This window comes from Paenarthrobacter sp. NPDC092416 (assembly GCF_044755025.1).
Taxonomy (GTDB): Bacteria; Actinomycetota; Actinomycetes; order Actinomycetales; family Micrococcaceae; genus Arthrobacter.
In genome coordinates this window covers 58,835-75,683 of record NZ_JBIVQG010000017.1, presented here as the reverse complement: position 1 = coordinate 75,683, position 16,849 = coordinate 58,835, and the positions used below count along the sequence as shown (strand labels likewise).

Below are 16,849 nucleotides of genomic sequence, written 5' to 3'. Positions count from 1 at the left end.
TGAGCTCCTGGCCCGGGACGGACGAACCTGGAGAAGGCCATGATCGTAGATCTTCCCGATACCACTACCTCCAAGATCTCCAAGAAGATCATGGCCCTGCGCGAACAAGGCGGGGTGATCGCCCTGGGCCGTGTGTTGACCCTGGTGGTGGTGACCAAGTCCGGGCAGGAAGAAGACGCCATCGAGGCAGCCAACGAAGCCAGCCGCGAACACCCGTGCCGGATCATTGTCCTGGCCGATGCCGGTGAACAGGCACCGGACCGTCTGGACGCGCAGATCCGTGTCGGTGGTGACGCCGGAGCGTCCGAGGTGATCGTGCTGCGCGGCTTCGGGCACATGGCCCACGAAAGCGAATCGCTCGTGGCCGGACTGTTGCTCCCGGACGCACCGATCGTTGCCTGGTGGCCGCACGGCGCCCCGGAAAGCGCATGCGAGACCTCGATCGGAAGGATCGCGCACCGCCGGATCACGGATTCGGCCAACGAGCCCGACCCCGCGAAAGCACTCGAGAACATCCGCGCCACCTACAAAGCCGGCGACACCGACCTCGCCTGGACCCGCCTGACCAACTGGCGCATGCAACTCGCCGCAGTGTTCGACCAAGTCGACGGAGACCCTGTCTCAGCGGTTGCCGTCGAAGGTGCCTCGGACTCCCCCAGCACGTTGCTGCTGGCAGGGTGGCTGAGCCTGGCCCTGCAGGCCCCCGTGACGATCGTGGCGGACCCTGCGGGCACAGGCATCCGACGTGTCCGGCTCACGAGGGCAAGTGGCGACGTCCAGCTCTTCCGGCCGGGCTTGTCAGTAGCTGAGCTGACACAGCCAGGTCAGCCTGCGCAACGGATCACACTCCCCCGGCGCAGCCTCAAAGACTGCCTCGCCGAAGAACTCCGCCGGCTCGACCCCGACGAAGTCTTCGGAGAAGTGATTACGATGGGACTGCCACTAACCAGTCAGAGGAGAGTCCAGACAAGTGCACGCTGACCCCAGAGTAAGCATCCACCCCGACTCCAAGGTACTGATGGCGGCCATCGCGGCCCGCCTGATCACCAAACTCGTGGACGTCCAGGACAAACACGGCGAAGCGACCGTGGTTCTCACCGGCGGCACCGTCGGCATCGGAACCCTGAGGGCGGTGGCGGACTCGGCAGCAGCTGGCGCCGTCGACTGGTCCCGGGTGAATTTCTGGTGGGGTGACGAGCGTTTCGTCGCCGCTGACAGCGAGGATCGGAATACCGTTCAGGCGCGGCAGGCACTGCTTGCCCACCTGCCGGTGGATCCGGCCCGCGTCCACGAGCCCGGCTCGTCGGACGAGTTCGCTACCGCAGACGAGGCAGCTGCGGACTACGCAGCCAGGCTCAAGGAAGCTGCCCAGGCTGAGCACTCGGCGGACATGTCGGACGACCGCACCGAGGAACCGGGTGATCTACCGCGCTTCGACGTGCTCCTGCTTGGTGTTGGCCCGGACGCACACGTAGCCTCACTCTTCCCGGAGCAGGCCGGCATCCGTGAGAAGGACCGCACCGTGGTGGGTGTCGAAAACTCCCCCAAGCCTCCGGCGTCGCGGGTGTCCCTCACTCTGCCGGCGATCAACACGGCACAGGAAGTCTGGATGGTCGTTGCAGGTGAGGACAAGGCAGGCGCTGTAGGTCTGGCCCTTGCAGGCGCCAACCCCGTGCAGGTGCCTGCGGCCGGACCTGCAGGCCGTTCGAGGACCCTGTGGCTTATCGACGAGAACGCAGCATCACGTGTCCCGCATCAGTTGGTCCGGAAGGACCCCGCGGGCGCGTAGACGCTCCAACGCTCCAGCCAGGACGATTTCCGCGTCCTGGCTGGAGCGTCGCTCTTTAACGTAATCGAGGTGCGACTTGAAGATTTCGTCCTCAGGACGGGTCGCATCCGCGTGGCCGGGGTCACGGGACGCCGTTAGTCCACACTTGGGGCAGTCCCAGTTCTTGGGAATCTGCTCATCCGGCAGCTTAATGAAAACAAGCCGCGTTTCGTGTCCCTTGGCGCACCAATAGGGGACACGAATACGCGGCAGTTGTTCTCCGTCGCCGTGGTCGCTTTGATTCTTCGGAGTAGACCCAATGGTCACACCCACTCGGGTACCTCGGTAACCAGATGTGCCATGAACCATTTTCGAACCCCTAGCGACTCGGCGGTTGGCCGTCACGGCCCAAAGGCCTTGCGGCCAACATGGCCAGTCTAATGCGAGGGGCCCGACGGCGGCAGTAGTGTTTGCTGCCAACCGTCCGGCGCCAGTTCGGAGGCTTAGGAATCGCCACCCGACGCAAAGCGCATGATGAGGCCCAGAGCGATGATAACTACACCCCACGTGACGCCAAGAATGATGGTGAAGCGATTCAGGTTGCGCTCAGCGACACCGGACGAGCTCAATCCCGAGCTCATTCCTCCACCGAACATGTCGGACAGGCCGCCGCCGCGGCCTTTGTGAAGAAGAATGAGCAGCGTCAGCAGAAGGCTGGTAACACCCAGCAGAATCTGCAGAATAACTTGAAGAACGTCCACGACGGCCTTTCGAAGGAGTGGAAAGCGGGAGCCGGACTAGTCCGTAACGAGGTGGCTCTCGAACCTGACAATGTTAGCAAACTCCGCGGGGTCAAGGCTGGCGCCACCCACAAGCAATCCGTCGACGTCGGTTTCCGACATGATCGCAGCCGCATTGTTGGCCTTGACCGAGCCTCCATAGAGAAGGCGTGTCTTGCCGGCAACAGCTTCGTCGAACAGTTCCGTGAGCTCGGCACGGATGGCGGCGCACATTTCCTGCGCGTCTTCCGGACCGGCGACTTCCCCGGTACCGATTGCCCATACGGGCTCGTAAGCGACGACAAGTTCGGCAGCCTGCTCTGCAGTGAGGCCCGCGACACCGGCACGCAGTTGCGCCAGCGTGTGCTCCACGTGGGTGCCTGCTTGGCGGATCTCGAGTCCTTCGCCAACGCAGAGGACGGGAGTCACCTCGTGGCGGAAGCCGGCTTTGACCTTGGCGTTCAGCACATCGTCAGACTCGTTATGGATGGTGCGGCGTTCACTGTGCCCCACCAAGACGTATGCGCAACCAAGCTTGTTCAGGAACTGACCGGAGATATCGCCGGTGTAGGCGCCGGAGTCGAACTGCGAGAGGTCCTGGCCGCCGTAAACGATCTCAAGATCATCACCCTGGACGAGGGTCTGTACGCCACGCAGATCCGTGAACGGAGGGAACACAGCAACCTCAGCGCGGCTGTAATCGTGCTTTGCATCGGAAAGCGTCCACGCGAGCTTCTGTAGCAAGGTGATGCCCTGGACGTGGTCCATGTTCATCTTCCAGTTACCAGCGATGAAGGGCTTGCGGACGAAGTTGCCGTTGGCAGAGGTAGTCACATGAACTCCAAAAGAATGCGTTGAAATAGTGAACAGCCGGCAGGACGCACGAGGCGTCCTGCCGGCCGGTTTGGCTTTAGCGATCCAGAACGCTCAGGCCGGGAAGTTCCTTGCCTTCAAGGTATTCCAAGCTGGCGCCGCCGCCGGTGGAAATGTGGCCGAACTGGGAGTCCTCGAAGCCGAGGGTCCGCACGGCTGCGGCAGAGTCGCCACCGCCTACCACGGTAAAGGCGCCGGTCTGTGTCAGTGCCTGTGCGATTGCACGAGTACCACCAGAGAAGGCCTCGAACTCGAAGACACCCATGGGGCCGTTCCAGAAGACGGTCTTGGCTCCCGCGATCTGCTCTGCGAAAGCAGCTGCAGACTCGGGTCCGATGTCCAGACCGATGCCGGAGGCACCAAAAGCGCTGTCCTCAATGGCATCCGCATTGACCACTTCATGATCGGCATCCGCTGCGAAGCGGCTGGCAACAACCACGTCCGTGGGGATCACGAACGACGTACCGGCATCGGCAGCACGCTTGAGGTAGTCCTGGACCACGGGGATCTGGTCTTCCTCAAGAAGGCTGCCTGCAACCTTGTGGCCATCTGCAGCCAGGAACGTGAACAGCATGCCGCCACCCACGAGGATGGTGTCTGCCTTGCCCAGGAGGTTGTCGATGACCGCGAGCTTGTCGGAGACCTTGGATCCGCCAAGGACCACAACGTAGGGACGCTGGGTGTCCGTGGTGAGCTTCCGGAGAACCTCGACCTCAGTGTGCACGAGGTCACCGAGGTACGACGGGAGTCGCGTGGCGACGTCGTAAACACTGGCGTGTTTGCGGTGCACAGCGCCGAAAGCATCGTCCACAAAGGCGCCGTTGACGCCCGTCAGGGCCACGAGTTCGTCAGCGAAGGCGCCGCGATCGGCGTCGTCCTTGCTGGTCTCGCGGGCGTCGAAGCGGACGTTCTCCAGGACGAGGACCTCGCCGTCCTGCAGGGCTGCTGCGAGCTTCTTTGCGGAGTCTCCAACAGTATCTGCGGCGAGTTCCACCTTGAAGTCGGCCAGTTCCGCGAGGCGGGCCGCTGCGGGCTTCAGGGAGTACTTGTCCTCGGGGGCGCCCTTGGGGCGTCCGAGGTGGGCTGTTACGAGCACACGGGCACCGGCGTCCGAGAGCTTCTTAAGGACCGGGAGGGAGGCCTTGATGCGGCCGTCGTCGGTCACTGCAGAGCCGTCGAGCGGCACATTCAGGTCACTTCTGACCAGAATGTACCGCCCGCGGACACCTTCAGCGATGAGTTCGTTGAGGGTGTGAGATGTCATGTGTCTACCCTAGCCCAGCTTGGATGCGACGAGCTCCGTGAGGTCAACGAGGCGGTTGGAGTAGCCCCATTCGTTGTCATACCAGGAAACAACCTTGACCTGGTTGCCAATGACCTTGGTGAGGCCGGAATCGAAGATGGACGAGGCCGGGTCGCCCACGATGTCCGAGGACACGATGGGGGCGTCCGTGTAGGTGAGGATCCCTGCGAACTGCTCGCTCTCGGATGCAGCCTTGAGAGCGGCATTGACTTCCTCAACCGTGACTTCGCGCGAAACGGTGACCGTGAGGTCCGTGGCAGAGCCCGTGGGGACGGGAACGCGGATGGCGTAGCCATCCAGCTTGCCCTTGAGTTCCGGGAGGACCAGGCCGATGGCCTTGGCTGCACCGGTGGAGGTGGGAACCATGTTGATGGCTGCGGCGCGTGCGCGGCGGAGGTCGCCGTGCGGGCCGTCCTGCAGGTTCTGGTCAGCCGTGTAGGCGTGAATCGTGGTCATCAGACCGCGTTCGATACCGAAAGCATCGTTGACAACCTTGGCCAGCGGGCCGAGGCAGTTGGTGGTGCAGGATGCGTTGGAAATGATGTTGTGTGCAGCGGGGTCGTAGAGCTCGTGGTTCACGCCCATAACGATGGTGATGTCTTCGTCGCTGGCGGGTGCCGAGATGAGGACCTTCTTGGCGCCGGCATCGATGTGCTTCTGCGCTGCTGCGGCCTTGGTGAAGAAACCGGTGGACTCGATAACGATGTCAACGCCCAGTTCGCCCCAGGGGAGGTTTGCGGGATCGCGCTCGGCAAGGACGGTGATGGACTTGCCATCGACTACCAGGTTGCCATCAACGACCTCCACGGACTGGGTCAGACGGCCGCCGACGGAGTCGTACTTCAGGAGGTGGGCGAGGGTCTCAGGGCTGGTGAGGTCGTTGACTGCGACGATCTCAAGGTCTGCGCCCTGAGCCAGTGCTGCGCGGAAGTAGTTACGGCCGATGCGGCCGAAGCCGTTGATACCAATACGGGTGGTCACTATGTGTCAATCTCCTTGGTGCTCTTGCAAGCACGCCTAGTGAGTCGGATCTAGAGTTCCAACTAACAGACCCCGCACGTCATTGGGCAGAGGTGATTATCAGATCGGAGGGCGACCAGCCACGTTGCTGAAGGCTAACCGCCTTCCGTGATCCATCTTACGTTTAACTAAGCCTGCCCCCGCAACTGCGGAGGCAGGCTTTCCAGCATTTGGTCCCAATTCGCTCGAAAAGTGACTTTTGTTACATCCGGGTGAATTGGGGCTCACCAGCTACAGGACGATGAGGCCTGTGGCGTTGGCGCGGGCTGCTTCGAAGCGCTTGGCGACGTCGGCCCAGTTGGCGATGTTCCAGAACGCCTTGACGTAGTCAGCCTTGACGTTGACGTAGTCCAGGTAGAAGGCGTGCTCCCACATGTCCAGCATCAGCAGCGGGGTGGTGCCAACTGCGACGTTGCCCTGCTGATCGTAGAGCTGTTCAATCAGCAGGTTGCCGCCGATGGGCTCGTAGGCAAGGAAGGCCCAGCCGGAACCCTGGAGGCCAAGGGCAGCAGCGCTGAACTGTGCGCGGAAAGCATCGAACGAACCGAAAGCGTCGTCGATGGCAGCTGCGAGCTCGCCCTCGGGCTTGTCGCCGCCGTCCGGGGAGATGTTGTTCCAGAACACGGAGTGGTTGATGTGGCCGCCGGTGTGGAACGCGAGGTCCTTCGAGAGGCGGTTGATGTTGGCGAAGTCGCCCTTCTCACGTGCTTCGGCGAGCTGCGCGAGCGCGTTGTTGGCGCCTGCCACATAGGCAGCGTGGTGCTTGCTGTGGTGCAGCTCCATGATCTTCGCCGAAATGTGCGGCTCAAGTGCTGCATAGTCGTAGCCGAGCTCGGGCAGAACGTACTCTGTCACGAAATCCTCCAATGTAGTGGACCGAAGTCCGGTTGGTAACTCTCGTTGTGTTCATCCGGCCGGCGGACCAGCCGGAAATCCCTGGGGAAGAAACCTGCTGCCTCCGCCACCGGGAACAACCCGTCGCAGCCTCGCAGTATTTCCTCCACACATTGTCGATTCTATGGGTGGGAACTACTCGTCCATCATTTCCGGAGTCACATTTGCCTCGGTGCCCGGAATTCCCAAGTCAAGGGCACGTTTGTCGGCCATGGCCAGCAGGCGACGGATCCGGCCCGCAATGGCGTCCTTGGTCATGGGCGGATCAGCGAGTCGGCCTAGTTCGTCCAAGCTGGCCTGCTTGTGGGCCACGCGAAGTTCACCTGCGTACTTAAGATGGTCCGGGACGTCGTCGCCCAGGATTTCCAGTGCCCGGTCAACGCGTGCCCCTGCTGCCACTGCGGCCTGTGCCGAGCGGCGAAGGTTGGCGTCATCGAAATTGGCGAGCCTGTTGGCCGTCGCCCTGACTTCCTTGCGCATGCGCCGCTCTTCCCAGACCATGAGGGCATCGTGGGCGCCCATGCGTGTCAAGAGCGCAGCGATGGTGTCGCCGTCACGAATGACGACGCGGTCAACACCGCGGACCTCGCGGGCTTTGGCTTGGATACCCAAACGGCGGGCGGCACCCACAAGCGCCAGCGCGGACTCCGGGCCGGGACACGTGACTTCCAGCGACGAAGAGCGGCCGGGCTCAGTCAGAGAGCCGTGGGCCAGGAAGGCGCCACGCCATACGGCTTCGGCATCCGCTGCGGAGCCATTCACGACGACGGACGGCAAGCCCCGCACGGGACGGCCCCGGCCGTCCAGCAGGCCCGTCTGGCGGGCGAGTGCTTCGCCGTCGCGCACCACCCGCACAACGTACCGGCTCCCGCGGCGCAGCCCGCCGCCCGAAACGACGATGATCTCGCTTTGGTGTCCGTAAACCTCCGCTATCGCGGCCCTGAGCCGCCGTGCCGTAGAGGCGAGATCGACTTCCGCCTCAATGACAATGCGACCGGAGATGATGTGCAGCCCACCCGCAAAACGGAGCATCGCCGACACCTCGGCCTTGCGAACTGAAGACTTCTTGATGTCCAGCCGGGACAGTTCGTCCTTGACCGACGCGGTCAGTGCCATCGCGTGTGTTCCTAACTGTTCCCGAAAATATCGTGGTACGCCGCCGCCAGTAGCAGAGGATCATGGACGGGGCGGCGCCTCGACGCCCCTACTCTACCCAACACCACCTCGGCACCGATCATCCCTGCTGCCTTCTCGAAGGCCTTCAGGTCCTGAATCGCTGTGGGGTCGGCCAAGACAACGTCCACGCTGAACTCCGGCGCGTAACGGCGCAGCACGTCAAGGTGGTCCGCCGCCGTCATGCCGGATGTTTCCCTGGTTTCGACATCCAGGTTCATGGTGAGGCAGCGTTTGGCCGCAGTATTGCCCAGCGCCTGCCGCAACTCGGGGAGAAGCAGATGCGGCAGGACAGAGGTGTACCAGGAACCAGGGCCGAGAATGACCCAGTCAGCGAGCTCAATGGCCGTCAAGGCCTCCGTGCACGCCGGGGCATCCTCGGGAAGCAGTTGCACCTCTTCAAGTGAACCAGCCACCGCGCACTTGGCTTGGCCCCGCACGGTTTGAAGTTCGTAATCGCCATTGGGCTGCGGGACGCGGGCTTTGCCTTCGATGGTCAGGGGCACACTGGACATGGGCAGTACCTGGCCCCTGGCGCCAAGCAACGCGCCGGCCCACTTGAGACCCGCCACCGTGTCTCCGAGCAGCTCCCACAGGGTGACGATCAGCAGATTGCCCATGGCGTGGTCGTCCAGCGACCCGCCCTTGGCTGTTCCTGCCTTGAAACGGTGCTGCATGACGTCACGCCAGGTTCGGCCCCAGTCGGTGTCGTCACAGAGAGCGCTGAGGGCCATGCGCAGGTCGCCCGGCGGAAGGACGCCATACTCTTCGCGGAGCCGCCCGGAAGAGCCGCCGTCGTCAGCTACCGTGACGATTGCCGTCAACTCCGAGGTCAGCAGGCGCAGCGCGGACAGCGAGGCCGAAAGGCCATGGCCGCCACCCAGGGCGACCACCGACGGACTCTTGTTTTGCTGGCTGCCAGGGACGCCCTTGGGCGGAATGAGCGGCAGCGGACCCGTCAGGACCCCCATTACTCGCGTCCCAGGTCGCGATGCGTGGTGGTCACAGTGACCCGTGGGTACTGCGCCAAACGCTTGGAAAGCTCGACGGCGACCGCCACCGAGCGGTGCTTTCCGCCGGTGCAGCCCACGGCCAAGGTGGCGTAATGCTTGTTTTCCTGGCGGTAGCCGTCCAGAACCGGCTCCAGGGCTTTGACATACCGGTCCACGAATTCGTGGACGCCTTCAGCGGCGAGGACGTAGTCGCTGACGTCCTGGTCCAGGCCTGTGTGCGGACGGAGCTGAGGGACCCAGTGCGGGTTCGGGATGAACCTGGCGTCCGCCACGAAGTTGGCATCCACGGGCAGCCCATATTTGAACCCGAAGCTCATGACGTTCAAGCGGAGCGTCACGGGGCCGGTGTCGCTGAATAATTCCGTGATGGCCGTAGCCAGCCCGTGCACATTGAATTCCGAGGTGTCCAGGACCACGTCCGCGTGTTCACGGAGCTCGCGCAGGACCTCGCGTTCGATGCCAATCCCGTCAAGGATCCTGCCTCCGCCCTGCAACGGATGCGGGCGCCGGCCCTGCTCAAAGCGTCGAACCAGAACGTCGTCACTGGCATCGAGGAACAACACGCGGAAGGTGATGCCACTGGCACTGAGGGCGCCCAGGGCCGTCTGGATGTCCGTGAACAAATCCTTGCTGCGGACATCGACCACGACCGCCAGCTTGGGAATCGATTTAGGGGCGTGCGAAACGATCTCGGCGAGGGTGCCCAGCATCTGCGGAGGCAGGTTGTCCACGACGTACCAGCCGTGGTCCTCCAACGCGTCCGATGCGGTGCTGCGACCGGCTCCGGACATCCCCGTCACCACGAGCAGCTCCGCTTCGGGGGGCTTGACGGGCGTGAGGTCGTCCTGCACCTCTCCGGATCCTGCCGTTGCCTCGTCCATCAGTTGTCCCCGTTTCCTCGGATGTGATCGTGTACTGCCGCCTGCTCAGCTTTTCGAGCCAATGCAGGCTTGACCTGCGGCGTCGCTGCGCGCCCACAGGTCAAGTTCTTACCCTAGCTAAGATTCGAGGATTTCGCCGGTGGTCATGTTGATGGCCGGAACCGCCTCACTGTTATCCGCCGTGGAACCCAGATGTTGGACCACTGCTGCAGCCAGCGCCGGTCCGATTCCCTTGGCGGACGTGAGCTCGTCCGCTGTTGCCGCCCTGATCTTCTTCAACGAACCAAAATGGGCCACCAAGGCTTTGCGTTTGGCCTCGCCGAGTCCCGGAACGCCATCGAGCGCCGAGACGGTCATGGCTTTGCCGCGCTTCTGCCGGTGGAACGTGATGGCAAACCGGTGGGCTTCATCGCGGATGCGCTGGAGCAAATACAGCCCTTGGGAAGTTCTCGGAAGAATCACCGGGAAGTCGCTGTTGGGCAGCCACACCTCTTCCAACCGCTTGGCCAGACCCACAACATAGACGTCGTCGATCCCGAGATCCGCAAGCGCCCTGGCCGCGGCGTTGACCTGTGGCTGGCCACCATCCACCACCACGAGGTTGGGCGGATAGGCGAACTTTGCCTTCGGCGTCGGTAAGGACGGGTCCGACGGCGGCGCTTCTGTGCCGCTGCCAACTGCCGTCCCGCTGCCAACTGCTGTGCCGTTGCCAGCCGTTGCCAAAGCAGGGTTGACGATCTCGCCGGAAACCGGGACCTGGGCTACTTTGTCCTGCAGGTAGTGGCGGAAACGGCGGGTGAGAACATCATGCATGGCTGCGGTGTCATCGGTTGCAGCCGCCCCCGTGATGGAAAACTTTCGATACTCCGACTTCTTGGGCAGGCCATCTTCCACGACCACCATGGAAGCCACCACATTGGTGCCCTGGACGTGGGAGATGTCGTAGCACTCAATGCGCATCAACGGCACGGTTAGCTCAAGGGCTTCCTGCAGTTCCTGAAGCGCCAGCGAACGGACGGTGATGTCCCCGGCACGCCTGGTCTTATGAAGTTTCAAGGCTTGTTCGGCATTTTCCCGGACCGTGGACATCAGTGCGGCCTTGTCTCCGCGCTGTGGCACCCGAATGTCGACCTTGGCGCCACGGAGACCGCCGAGCCACTCGGTCAGCTCTGCGTGGTTGCTGGGAGTCTCCGGCACGAGCACCTCCCGGGGGATCCGGCCCTGGACTTCGCTGTCCTCGCCGTAGACCTGCTGGAGCAGGTGTTCGATGAGTTCCGGTGTGGTTGCATCCTCCACCTTCTCGACCACCCAGCCCCGTTGTCCGCGAACCCGGCCACCGCGAACGTGGAACACCTGCACGGAAGCTTCCAGCTCGTCGTCGTGAAGGGCGAAGACGTCGGCGTCGGTGTCCTCTGCGAGGACCACGGCGTTACGTTCGAAGACCTTGCGCAGAGCGATAATGTCATCACGCAAACGGGCGGCGCTCTCATAGTCAAGCTCGGCTACCGCGGCAGACATCTCTTTTTCCAGACGAGTGATGAAGCGCTTGGCCTCACCGCCCATGAAGGAACAGAAGTCCTCGGCCAGTTCCCGATGGGCTTCCGGTGTGACACGGCCAACGCAAGGAGCCGAGCACTTGTCAATGTAGCCCAGCAGGCACGGCCGGCCGCTGGCCTGGGCGCGCTTGAGAACACCTGCGCTGCAACTGCGCACCGGGAACACCCGCAGGAGCGTATCCATCGTTTCGCGGATGGCGCCGGCAGTGTACGGCCCGAAGTACCGCGTGCCTTTTTTCCGCTCGCCACGCATGACTTGCACGCGAGGGAACTTCTCCCCCATGGTGACAGCCAAGTACGGGTACGTCTTGTCGTCCCGGAACACCACATTGAAGCGCGGCTTGAATTCCTTGATCCAGGTGTACTCCAGCTGGAGGGATTCCAACTCGCTGCCCACCACGGTCCATTCCACGCTGCTGGCGGCGTGGACCATGGCATGTGTCTTGGGAAGCAGTCCCGCTGGATTGGCAAAGTACGAGTTCAGCCTCGACCGAAGGTTCTTTGCCTTTCCCACGTAAATGACCCGGCCGTGCGGGTCGCGGAAACGGTAGACGCCGGGGGTCGTGGGAATTTCACCCGTTTGGGGTCGGTAACTCGCTGGATCTGCCACGTTTCCAGTCTAGTAAACAGGACCGACAGCCCACGCCACCCGACAGCGGTAGCTATTCGACGCTTTTGCTCTGGTTATAACTGGTGGATCGTTCTTGGCCACTGAGCTCGGCGATTGCGTCCATGATCCTGTCAGTGACCTGACGCCGCGCAGGCAACGAGTGATCGGGGCCGGTCTTATCGAAATAGAGGGGCTCGCCAACCTTCATGGTGAAATGCTGCGGGCGCACGGCGTTCTTATCTGCAGGCTGCAGTTTCTCCGTACCGATGAGCCCTACAGGAATCACGGGGGCGCCCGTGGTCAGGGCCAGCCAGCCGACGCCTGTACGGCCGCGGTAAAGGATGCCATCCCGTGAGCGGGTGCCTTCAGGATAGATGCCGATGCCCTTGCCGGACTCAAGAATGTCCAGGAGCGTCTTGAGGGCCTGGACGCTGGCGGCTTGCTCGCCGCGCTCAACCGGGATGGAACCTACTGCTTCGAAGAAGGACTTCATTACGGCGCCTTTGACGCCCTTGGTGGTGAAGTACTCCGCCTTGGCAAAGAATGCCACGGGGCGTGGCATGAGGGCTTGCACGATCACGCTGTCCAGGAACGAAAGATGGTTGGGCGCCACGATGAACGGACCATCCTTCGGCACGTTCTCCAAGCCAATGACCGTAGGCCGGCAAGTCGTGGAAATCAGTCCGCGGGTTGTCCAGCGGATCGCATCAAAGACTGCCATCGTTTTGTACCTCGCTCAGTGCCGCCGCGCGGACAGCGTCAAGTTCTTCAATTTTGGTGCGGAGTGCCGTGGTGTCATCGACGACGGCCACGGCGCCGGCTTCCTTCAACTCGCCGTCAACGGCGAAGCCCCAACTGACGCCGATGCAGTCCAGCCCGTTGGCCATGGCCCCCGCGACATCCTGGTGGCGGTCCCCCACCATGACGGCAGGTTGGGAATGCAGATCCGCCAATGCGGCACCAACAATTTCAATCTTGCCGGGCGCTGTATTCGCCGCAATGGATTCGTCATCGGATGCACCGCGAATTGAAACAAAGAAATCGGCAATGCTGTGGTGTTCGAGGACAAGGCGCGCAATCGCCTGTGGTTTCTGCGTCGCAACAGCCACGGGTCGGCCTGATTCCGCAAAGAATTCCAGAAGCTCATGGATGCCGGGGTACAGAGCGCTCTGGGCAATCCCGGTGTCCTTGTAATGTCGCCGGTACCGCTCGATTGCTTCATCCACGAGGTCTACGGGCACTTGCGCCATATGACGCAGCGAATCGCTGAGCTTGGGGCCCACCATGGCATTCAAGACGGTCAGATCCGGGACAGGGAGGCCCATTTCCTGCAAGGCCAGAGCGATTCCCCCTGTAATACCGCCTGCTGGATCGACAAGGGTGCCGTCCAGATCGAAAATTACGGGCACCGTTGTTTGAGTCACCGGGTTAGTTTCTCACGAGTAGCGGCATGCCTGAAACTCGCATGCCCCTACGGGAATACTTAAGGGGCCGCGAAGAAATTCTTCGCGACCCCTGCTCAAAGCGCCCGCTTCCCTAGCCCAGAATCTCCGCAAGGAAGGTAGCGGTGTGGCTTGTAGTGGACTTGGCCACCTGTTCCGGCGTTCCTGTGGCCACGATCTTGCCACCACCAGAGCCGCCGTTCGGGCCCAGATCCACAATCCAGTCAGCGGACTTGATGACATCCAGGTTGTGTTCGATCGTGATGACCGTGTTGCCCTTGTCCACCAGTCCCTGAAGGACCATGAGCAGCTTCCGGATGTCTTCGAAATGCAGGCCCGTCGTGGGCTCGTCCAGGACGTACACGCTGCGGCCGTTCGACCTCTTCTGAAGTTCTGCGGCCAGCTTCACCCGCTGGGCCTCACCTCCGGAGAGCGTAGTGGCAGGCTGGCCGAGCCGAACATACCCGAGTCCAACATCCACCAGCGTGTTCAAATGCCGCGCAATGGGCGTGAAGGCAGCGAAGAACTCCGCACCTTCCTCGATGGGCATGTTCAAGACGTCAGCGATGGTCTTGCCCTTGTAGTGGACCTCAAGGGTTTCCCGGTTGTAGCGTGCACCGTGGCAGACCTCGCACGGAACGTAGACGTCCGGGAGGAAATTCATCTCGATCTTCAAGGTGCCGTCGCCGGAACACGCCTCGCAGCGGCCACCCTTGACGTTGAACGAAAACCTGCCGGGCTGGTAGCCACGGACCTTGGCTTCGGTGGTCTCGGCGAAAAGCTTCCGGATGTTGTCGAACACGCCGGTATAGGTAGCCGGGTTGGATCGAGGCGTGCGGCCGATAGGGCTCTGGTCCACGTGGACCACCTTGTCCAAGTGCTCCAAGCCGTCCACCGTACGGTGCCGGCCGGCCACTTGCTTGGCGCCGTTGAGCTTGTTCGCGAGAACCTTGTAAAGAATCTCGTTGACCAGCGTCGACTTGCCGGAACCGCTGACACCCGTCACGGCGGTAAACAGGCCAAGGGGGAACGTGGCATCGACGTTGGTGAGGTTGTTCTCCCGCGCACCGATGACTTTGAGCTCGCGCTTCTTGTCGTACTTCCGGCGTTTGGCCGGGATTTCGATCTTCCGACGGCCGGAGAGGTAATCACCGGTCAAGGACTCATGGTTTTCCAGGAGTTCTTTGTACGTTCCGGAGTGCACTACCTGGCCGCCATGCTCGCCGGCACCCGGTCCAATATCGACAACCCAGTCGGCCTCGTGAATGGTGTCCTCGTCATGCTCCACCACGATCAGCGTGTTGCCGAGGTCGCGAAGGCGAGTGAGGGTCTCGATGAGGCGTCGGTTGTCGCGTTGGTGCAGGCCGATGGATGGTTCGTCCAGGACGTACAGCACGCCGACAAGGCCCGAACCGATCTGGGTGGCCAAGCGGATACGCTGTGCCTCGCCGCCGGACAAGGTGCCGGACGGCCGTTCCAGGTTCAGGTACTCCAGGCCAACGTCCAACAAGAACGTCAAACGTGCCTGGATTTCCTTCAGCACCTGGTGGGCGATCTGGGCTTCGCGGTCTGTCAGCGTCAGGCTGCCAAGGAACGTTGCGCACTCGCGCATGGGCAAGGCGGCGACTTCGGCGATGGACTTGCCATTGATGAGGACAGACAACGAGGCGGGGTTGAGGCGCGCTCCGTTGCACTCCGGGCAAGGGATCTGCCGCATGTACTCTTCGTAGCGGTCGCGGGCCCAATCCGAGTCCGTCTCCCCGTGCTTGCGGTGGACGTACTGAATGGCACCTTCGAAGCCTGTACTGTACTTGCGTTCACGGCCGAAACGGTTGCGGTACTGGACCACCACCTTGTGATCCTTGCCGTGGAGCACCGTTTGGCGGACATCCTTGGGCAGTTTCTCCCACGGAGTATCCATGGAGAAGTCAAGCTCGAGGGCCAGCCCTTCCAGCAGGCGGTTCCAATACTCGGTGGTGGCTGTTCCCAAAGACCATGGGGCAATGGCGCCCTGGCCCAGGGACATCTCCGGATTGGGGACAACGAGTTCCTCGTCGACTTCCAGCTTGGTTCCGATGCCACTGCAGGCAGAACACGCCCCAAACGGATTGTTGAAGGAGAACGATCGTGGCTCGATCTCGTCAATGGCCAACGGGTGCTCGTTGGGGCAGGCCAGATTCTCGGAAAACGCCCGGATCCGGGCAGGGTCTTCGGCATCGAGGTCAACGAACTCTACGAGCACACGGCCTTCAGCCAAGCCCAAGGCAGTTTCCACGGAGTCCGTGAGCCGCTGGCTGATGCCTTCCTTGACCACGAGCCGGTCCACCACAACTTCAATGGAGTGCTTGAATTGCTTGCCGAGTTTGGGGGGCTCGCTGAGCTGGATCAGGTCGCCGTCAACGCGGGCACGGGAATAGCCCTTTGCGGTCAGTTCCTTGAAGAGCTCCACGAACTCACCCTTGCGGCCACGAACCACGGGTGCCAGGACCTGGAAGCGGGTGCCCTGTTCAAGTTCCAGGAGTTGGTCGACGATCTGTTGCGGGGTCTGCCGTGCGATCGGCTCCCCGCACACCGGGCAGTGCGGACGACCCACCCGCGCCCAGAGCAGACGCATGTAGTCGTAGATCTCGGTAATGGTGCCCACCGTTGACCGGGGGTTCTTACTGGTGGACTTTTGGTCGATGGACACAGCAGGCGACAGGCCTTCGATGAAATCGACGTCCGGCTTGTCCACCTGGCCCAGGAACTGGCGCGCATAGGCGGACAGGGACTCAACATAGCGTCGCTGGCCCTCGGCGAAGATCGTGTCGAAGGCCAGGGAAGACTTTCCCGAACCCGAAAGACCCGTAAAGACGATCATGGCGTCGCGTGGGAGGTCGAGATCCACGTTGCGCAAGTTGTGTTCACGGGCACCCTTGACCACAAGACGCGAGAGATCCGGTCTTGCGGGTTTGGACGCTTGCGGCACGGAAATGCTCTTCAGGGCAAGGGGGGCTGTATCTTCAGCTACGGCTTTGGGCACGAATCAATGCTAATCGAAAACTTCTTCGAATTTCCATGTCGTGCCTCACAAGCTACTGAACGGTATCAATCGGCGTCGTATGCGGCGGCCAAAAGCTGTACGGCTTCGGCAAAAGATGCTCCCTGGGCCTTGGCGGCCGCAGAATACTGAGCAGCCACGGCAGCCAGTGCCCCCCAGCGATCGTCGCGCGCGCAGACCACCGTTCCGTTGCGCCCGCGCGTCGCAACGACTCCCGCAGCCTCCAACTCCTTGTAAGCCCGGGCCACCGTGTGCGGGGCGACGTCCAGGACGCCGGCCAAGTTGCGGACAGGCGGAAGTTTGGCGCCAACAGCTAGATCGCCGGAATCTGCGAGTTCGATAATTCGCAGCCGCAGCTGTTCAAAAAGTGCTACGCCACTGTTGGCATTGGGACGCCAGATGCCAGGAAACTCCGGACCGCCACTCATGCCTGATCGCGGCCTTCGGATGGCACCGGGCGGTGCATGGTGTGCTCAGCGAAACGTCCTTGGTCCATG

The 16,849-nt window shown here is 62.3% G+C and carries 16 protein-coding genes; 2 read left to right on the top strand and 14 right to left on the bottom strand.

Going from position 1 to position 16,849, the window contains the following annotated elements:
• Nucleotides 1-39 precede the first annotated feature (39 nt).
• Nucleotides 40-981 carry a glucose-6-phosphate dehydrogenase assembly protein OpcA gene (locus ACIQC5_RS21940; protein WP_400287211.1) on the top strand — a complete coding sequence of 314 codons (942 nt, stop codon included), beginning with the start codon at nucleotides 40-42 and terminating at the stop codon, nucleotides 979-981.
• On the top strand, nucleotides 971-1,789 hold the full coding sequence (gene pgl, locus ACIQC5_RS21935; protein WP_400287210.1) for a 6-phosphogluconolactonase: 819 nt from the start codon (nucleotides 971-973) through the stop codon (nucleotides 1,787-1,789). Before ACIQC5_RS21940 ends, pgl begins: the two co-directional genes overlap by 11 nt.
• Here the strand turns inward: pgl and ACIQC5_RS21930 are convergent.
• From ACIQC5_RS21930 to ACIQC5_RS21865, 14 genes are all read right to left on the bottom strand, one after another.
• A complete protein-coding gene (locus tag ACIQC5_RS21930; protein WP_400287209.1) occupies nucleotides 1,742-2,137 on the bottom strand; it encodes an RNA polymerase-binding protein RbpA in 396 nt (131 codons plus the stop codon). The genes pgl and ACIQC5_RS21930 overlap by 48 nt on opposite strands.
• 134 nt (nucleotides 2,138-2,271) lie before the next feature.
• Nucleotides 2,272-2,529 carry a preprotein translocase subunit SecG gene (secG, locus tag ACIQC5_RS21925; RefSeq protein WP_400287208.1) on the bottom strand — a complete coding sequence of 86 codons (258 nt, stop codon included), beginning with the start codon at nucleotides 2,527-2,529 and terminating at the stop codon, nucleotides 2,272-2,274.
• A gap of 36 nt (nucleotides 2,530-2,565) precedes the next feature.
• Complete coding sequence (gene tpiA / locus ACIQC5_RS21920; RefSeq protein WP_400287207.1) at nucleotides 2,566-3,381, bottom strand: triose-phosphate isomerase; 816 nt, start codon at nucleotides 3,379-3,381, stop codon at nucleotides 2,566-2,568.
• Nucleotides 3,382-3,457: 76 nt separating this feature from the next.
• The gene (locus ACIQC5_RS21915; protein ID WP_400287206.1) at nucleotides 3,458-4,684 is read right to left on the bottom strand and encodes a phosphoglycerate kinase; all 1,227 of its coding nucleotides are present in this window, start codon (nucleotides 4,682-4,684) and stop codon (nucleotides 3,458-3,460) included.
• 9 nt (nucleotides 4,685-4,693) lie between these two features.
• Nucleotides 4,694-5,704, bottom strand: coding sequence for a type I glyceraldehyde-3-phosphate dehydrogenase (gene gap, locus ACIQC5_RS21910; RefSeq protein ID WP_400287205.1), 1,011 nt, complete (start codon nucleotides 5,702-5,704; stop codon nucleotides 4,694-4,696).
• Nucleotides 5,705-5,974: 270 nt separating this feature from the next.
• Nucleotides 5,975-6,598, bottom strand: coding sequence for a superoxide dismutase (locus ACIQC5_RS21905; RefSeq protein ID WP_400287204.1), 624 nt, complete (start codon nucleotides 6,596-6,598; stop codon nucleotides 5,975-5,977).
• 174 nt (nucleotides 6,599-6,772) lie between these two features.
• Nucleotides 6,773-7,753, bottom strand: a complete 981-nt coding sequence (whiA, locus tag ACIQC5_RS21900) for a DNA-binding protein WhiA (RefSeq protein WP_018777554.1) — start codon at nucleotides 7,751-7,753, stop codon at nucleotides 6,773-6,775.
• Nucleotides 7,754-7,764: 11 nt separating this feature from the next.
• Nucleotides 7,765-8,781: a uridine diphosphate-N-acetylglucosamine-binding protein YvcK gene (gene yvcK, locus ACIQC5_RS21895; RefSeq protein WP_400287203.1), complete on the bottom strand. Its 1,017-nt coding sequence runs from the start codon at nucleotides 8,779-8,781 to the stop codon at nucleotides 7,765-7,767.
• Complete coding sequence (gene rapZ / locus ACIQC5_RS21890; RefSeq protein ID WP_400287202.1) at nucleotides 8,781-9,704, bottom strand: RNase adapter RapZ; 924 nt, start codon at nucleotides 9,702-9,704, stop codon at nucleotides 8,781-8,783. Before rapZ ends, yvcK begins: the two co-directional genes overlap by 1 nt.
• 117 nt (nucleotides 9,705-9,821) lie before the next feature.
• Nucleotides 9,822-11,870 (bottom strand): excinuclease ABC subunit UvrC, encoded by a 2,049-nt coding sequence (uvrC, locus tag ACIQC5_RS21885; RefSeq protein ID WP_400287201.1) that lies wholly within the window; start codon nucleotides 11,868-11,870, stop codon nucleotides 9,822-9,824.
• A gap of 52 nt (nucleotides 11,871-11,922) precedes the next feature.
• On the bottom strand, nucleotides 11,923-12,591 hold the full coding sequence (locus ACIQC5_RS21880) for a lysophospholipid acyltransferase family protein (protein ID WP_400287200.1): 669 nt from the start codon (nucleotides 12,589-12,591) through the stop codon (nucleotides 11,923-11,925).
• Nucleotides 12,578-13,294 (bottom strand): HAD hydrolase-like protein, encoded by a 717-nt coding sequence (locus ACIQC5_RS21875; protein ID WP_400287199.1) that lies wholly within the window; start codon nucleotides 13,292-13,294, stop codon nucleotides 12,578-12,580. The genes ACIQC5_RS21880 and ACIQC5_RS21875 overlap by 14 nt, the downstream gene beginning before the upstream one ends.
• A gap of 112 nt (nucleotides 13,295-13,406) precedes the next feature.
• Complete coding sequence (gene uvrA / locus ACIQC5_RS21870; protein ID WP_400287198.1) at nucleotides 13,407-16,334, bottom strand: excinuclease ABC subunit UvrA; 2,928 nt, start codon at nucleotides 16,332-16,334, stop codon at nucleotides 13,407-13,409.
• Nucleotides 16,335-16,399: 65 nt separating this feature from the next.
• A complete protein-coding gene (locus ACIQC5_RS21865; RefSeq protein ID WP_400287197.1) occupies nucleotides 16,400-16,780 on the bottom strand; it encodes a GntR family transcriptional regulator in 381 nt (126 codons plus the stop codon).
• Nucleotides 16,781-16,849: the final 69 nt, after the last annotated feature.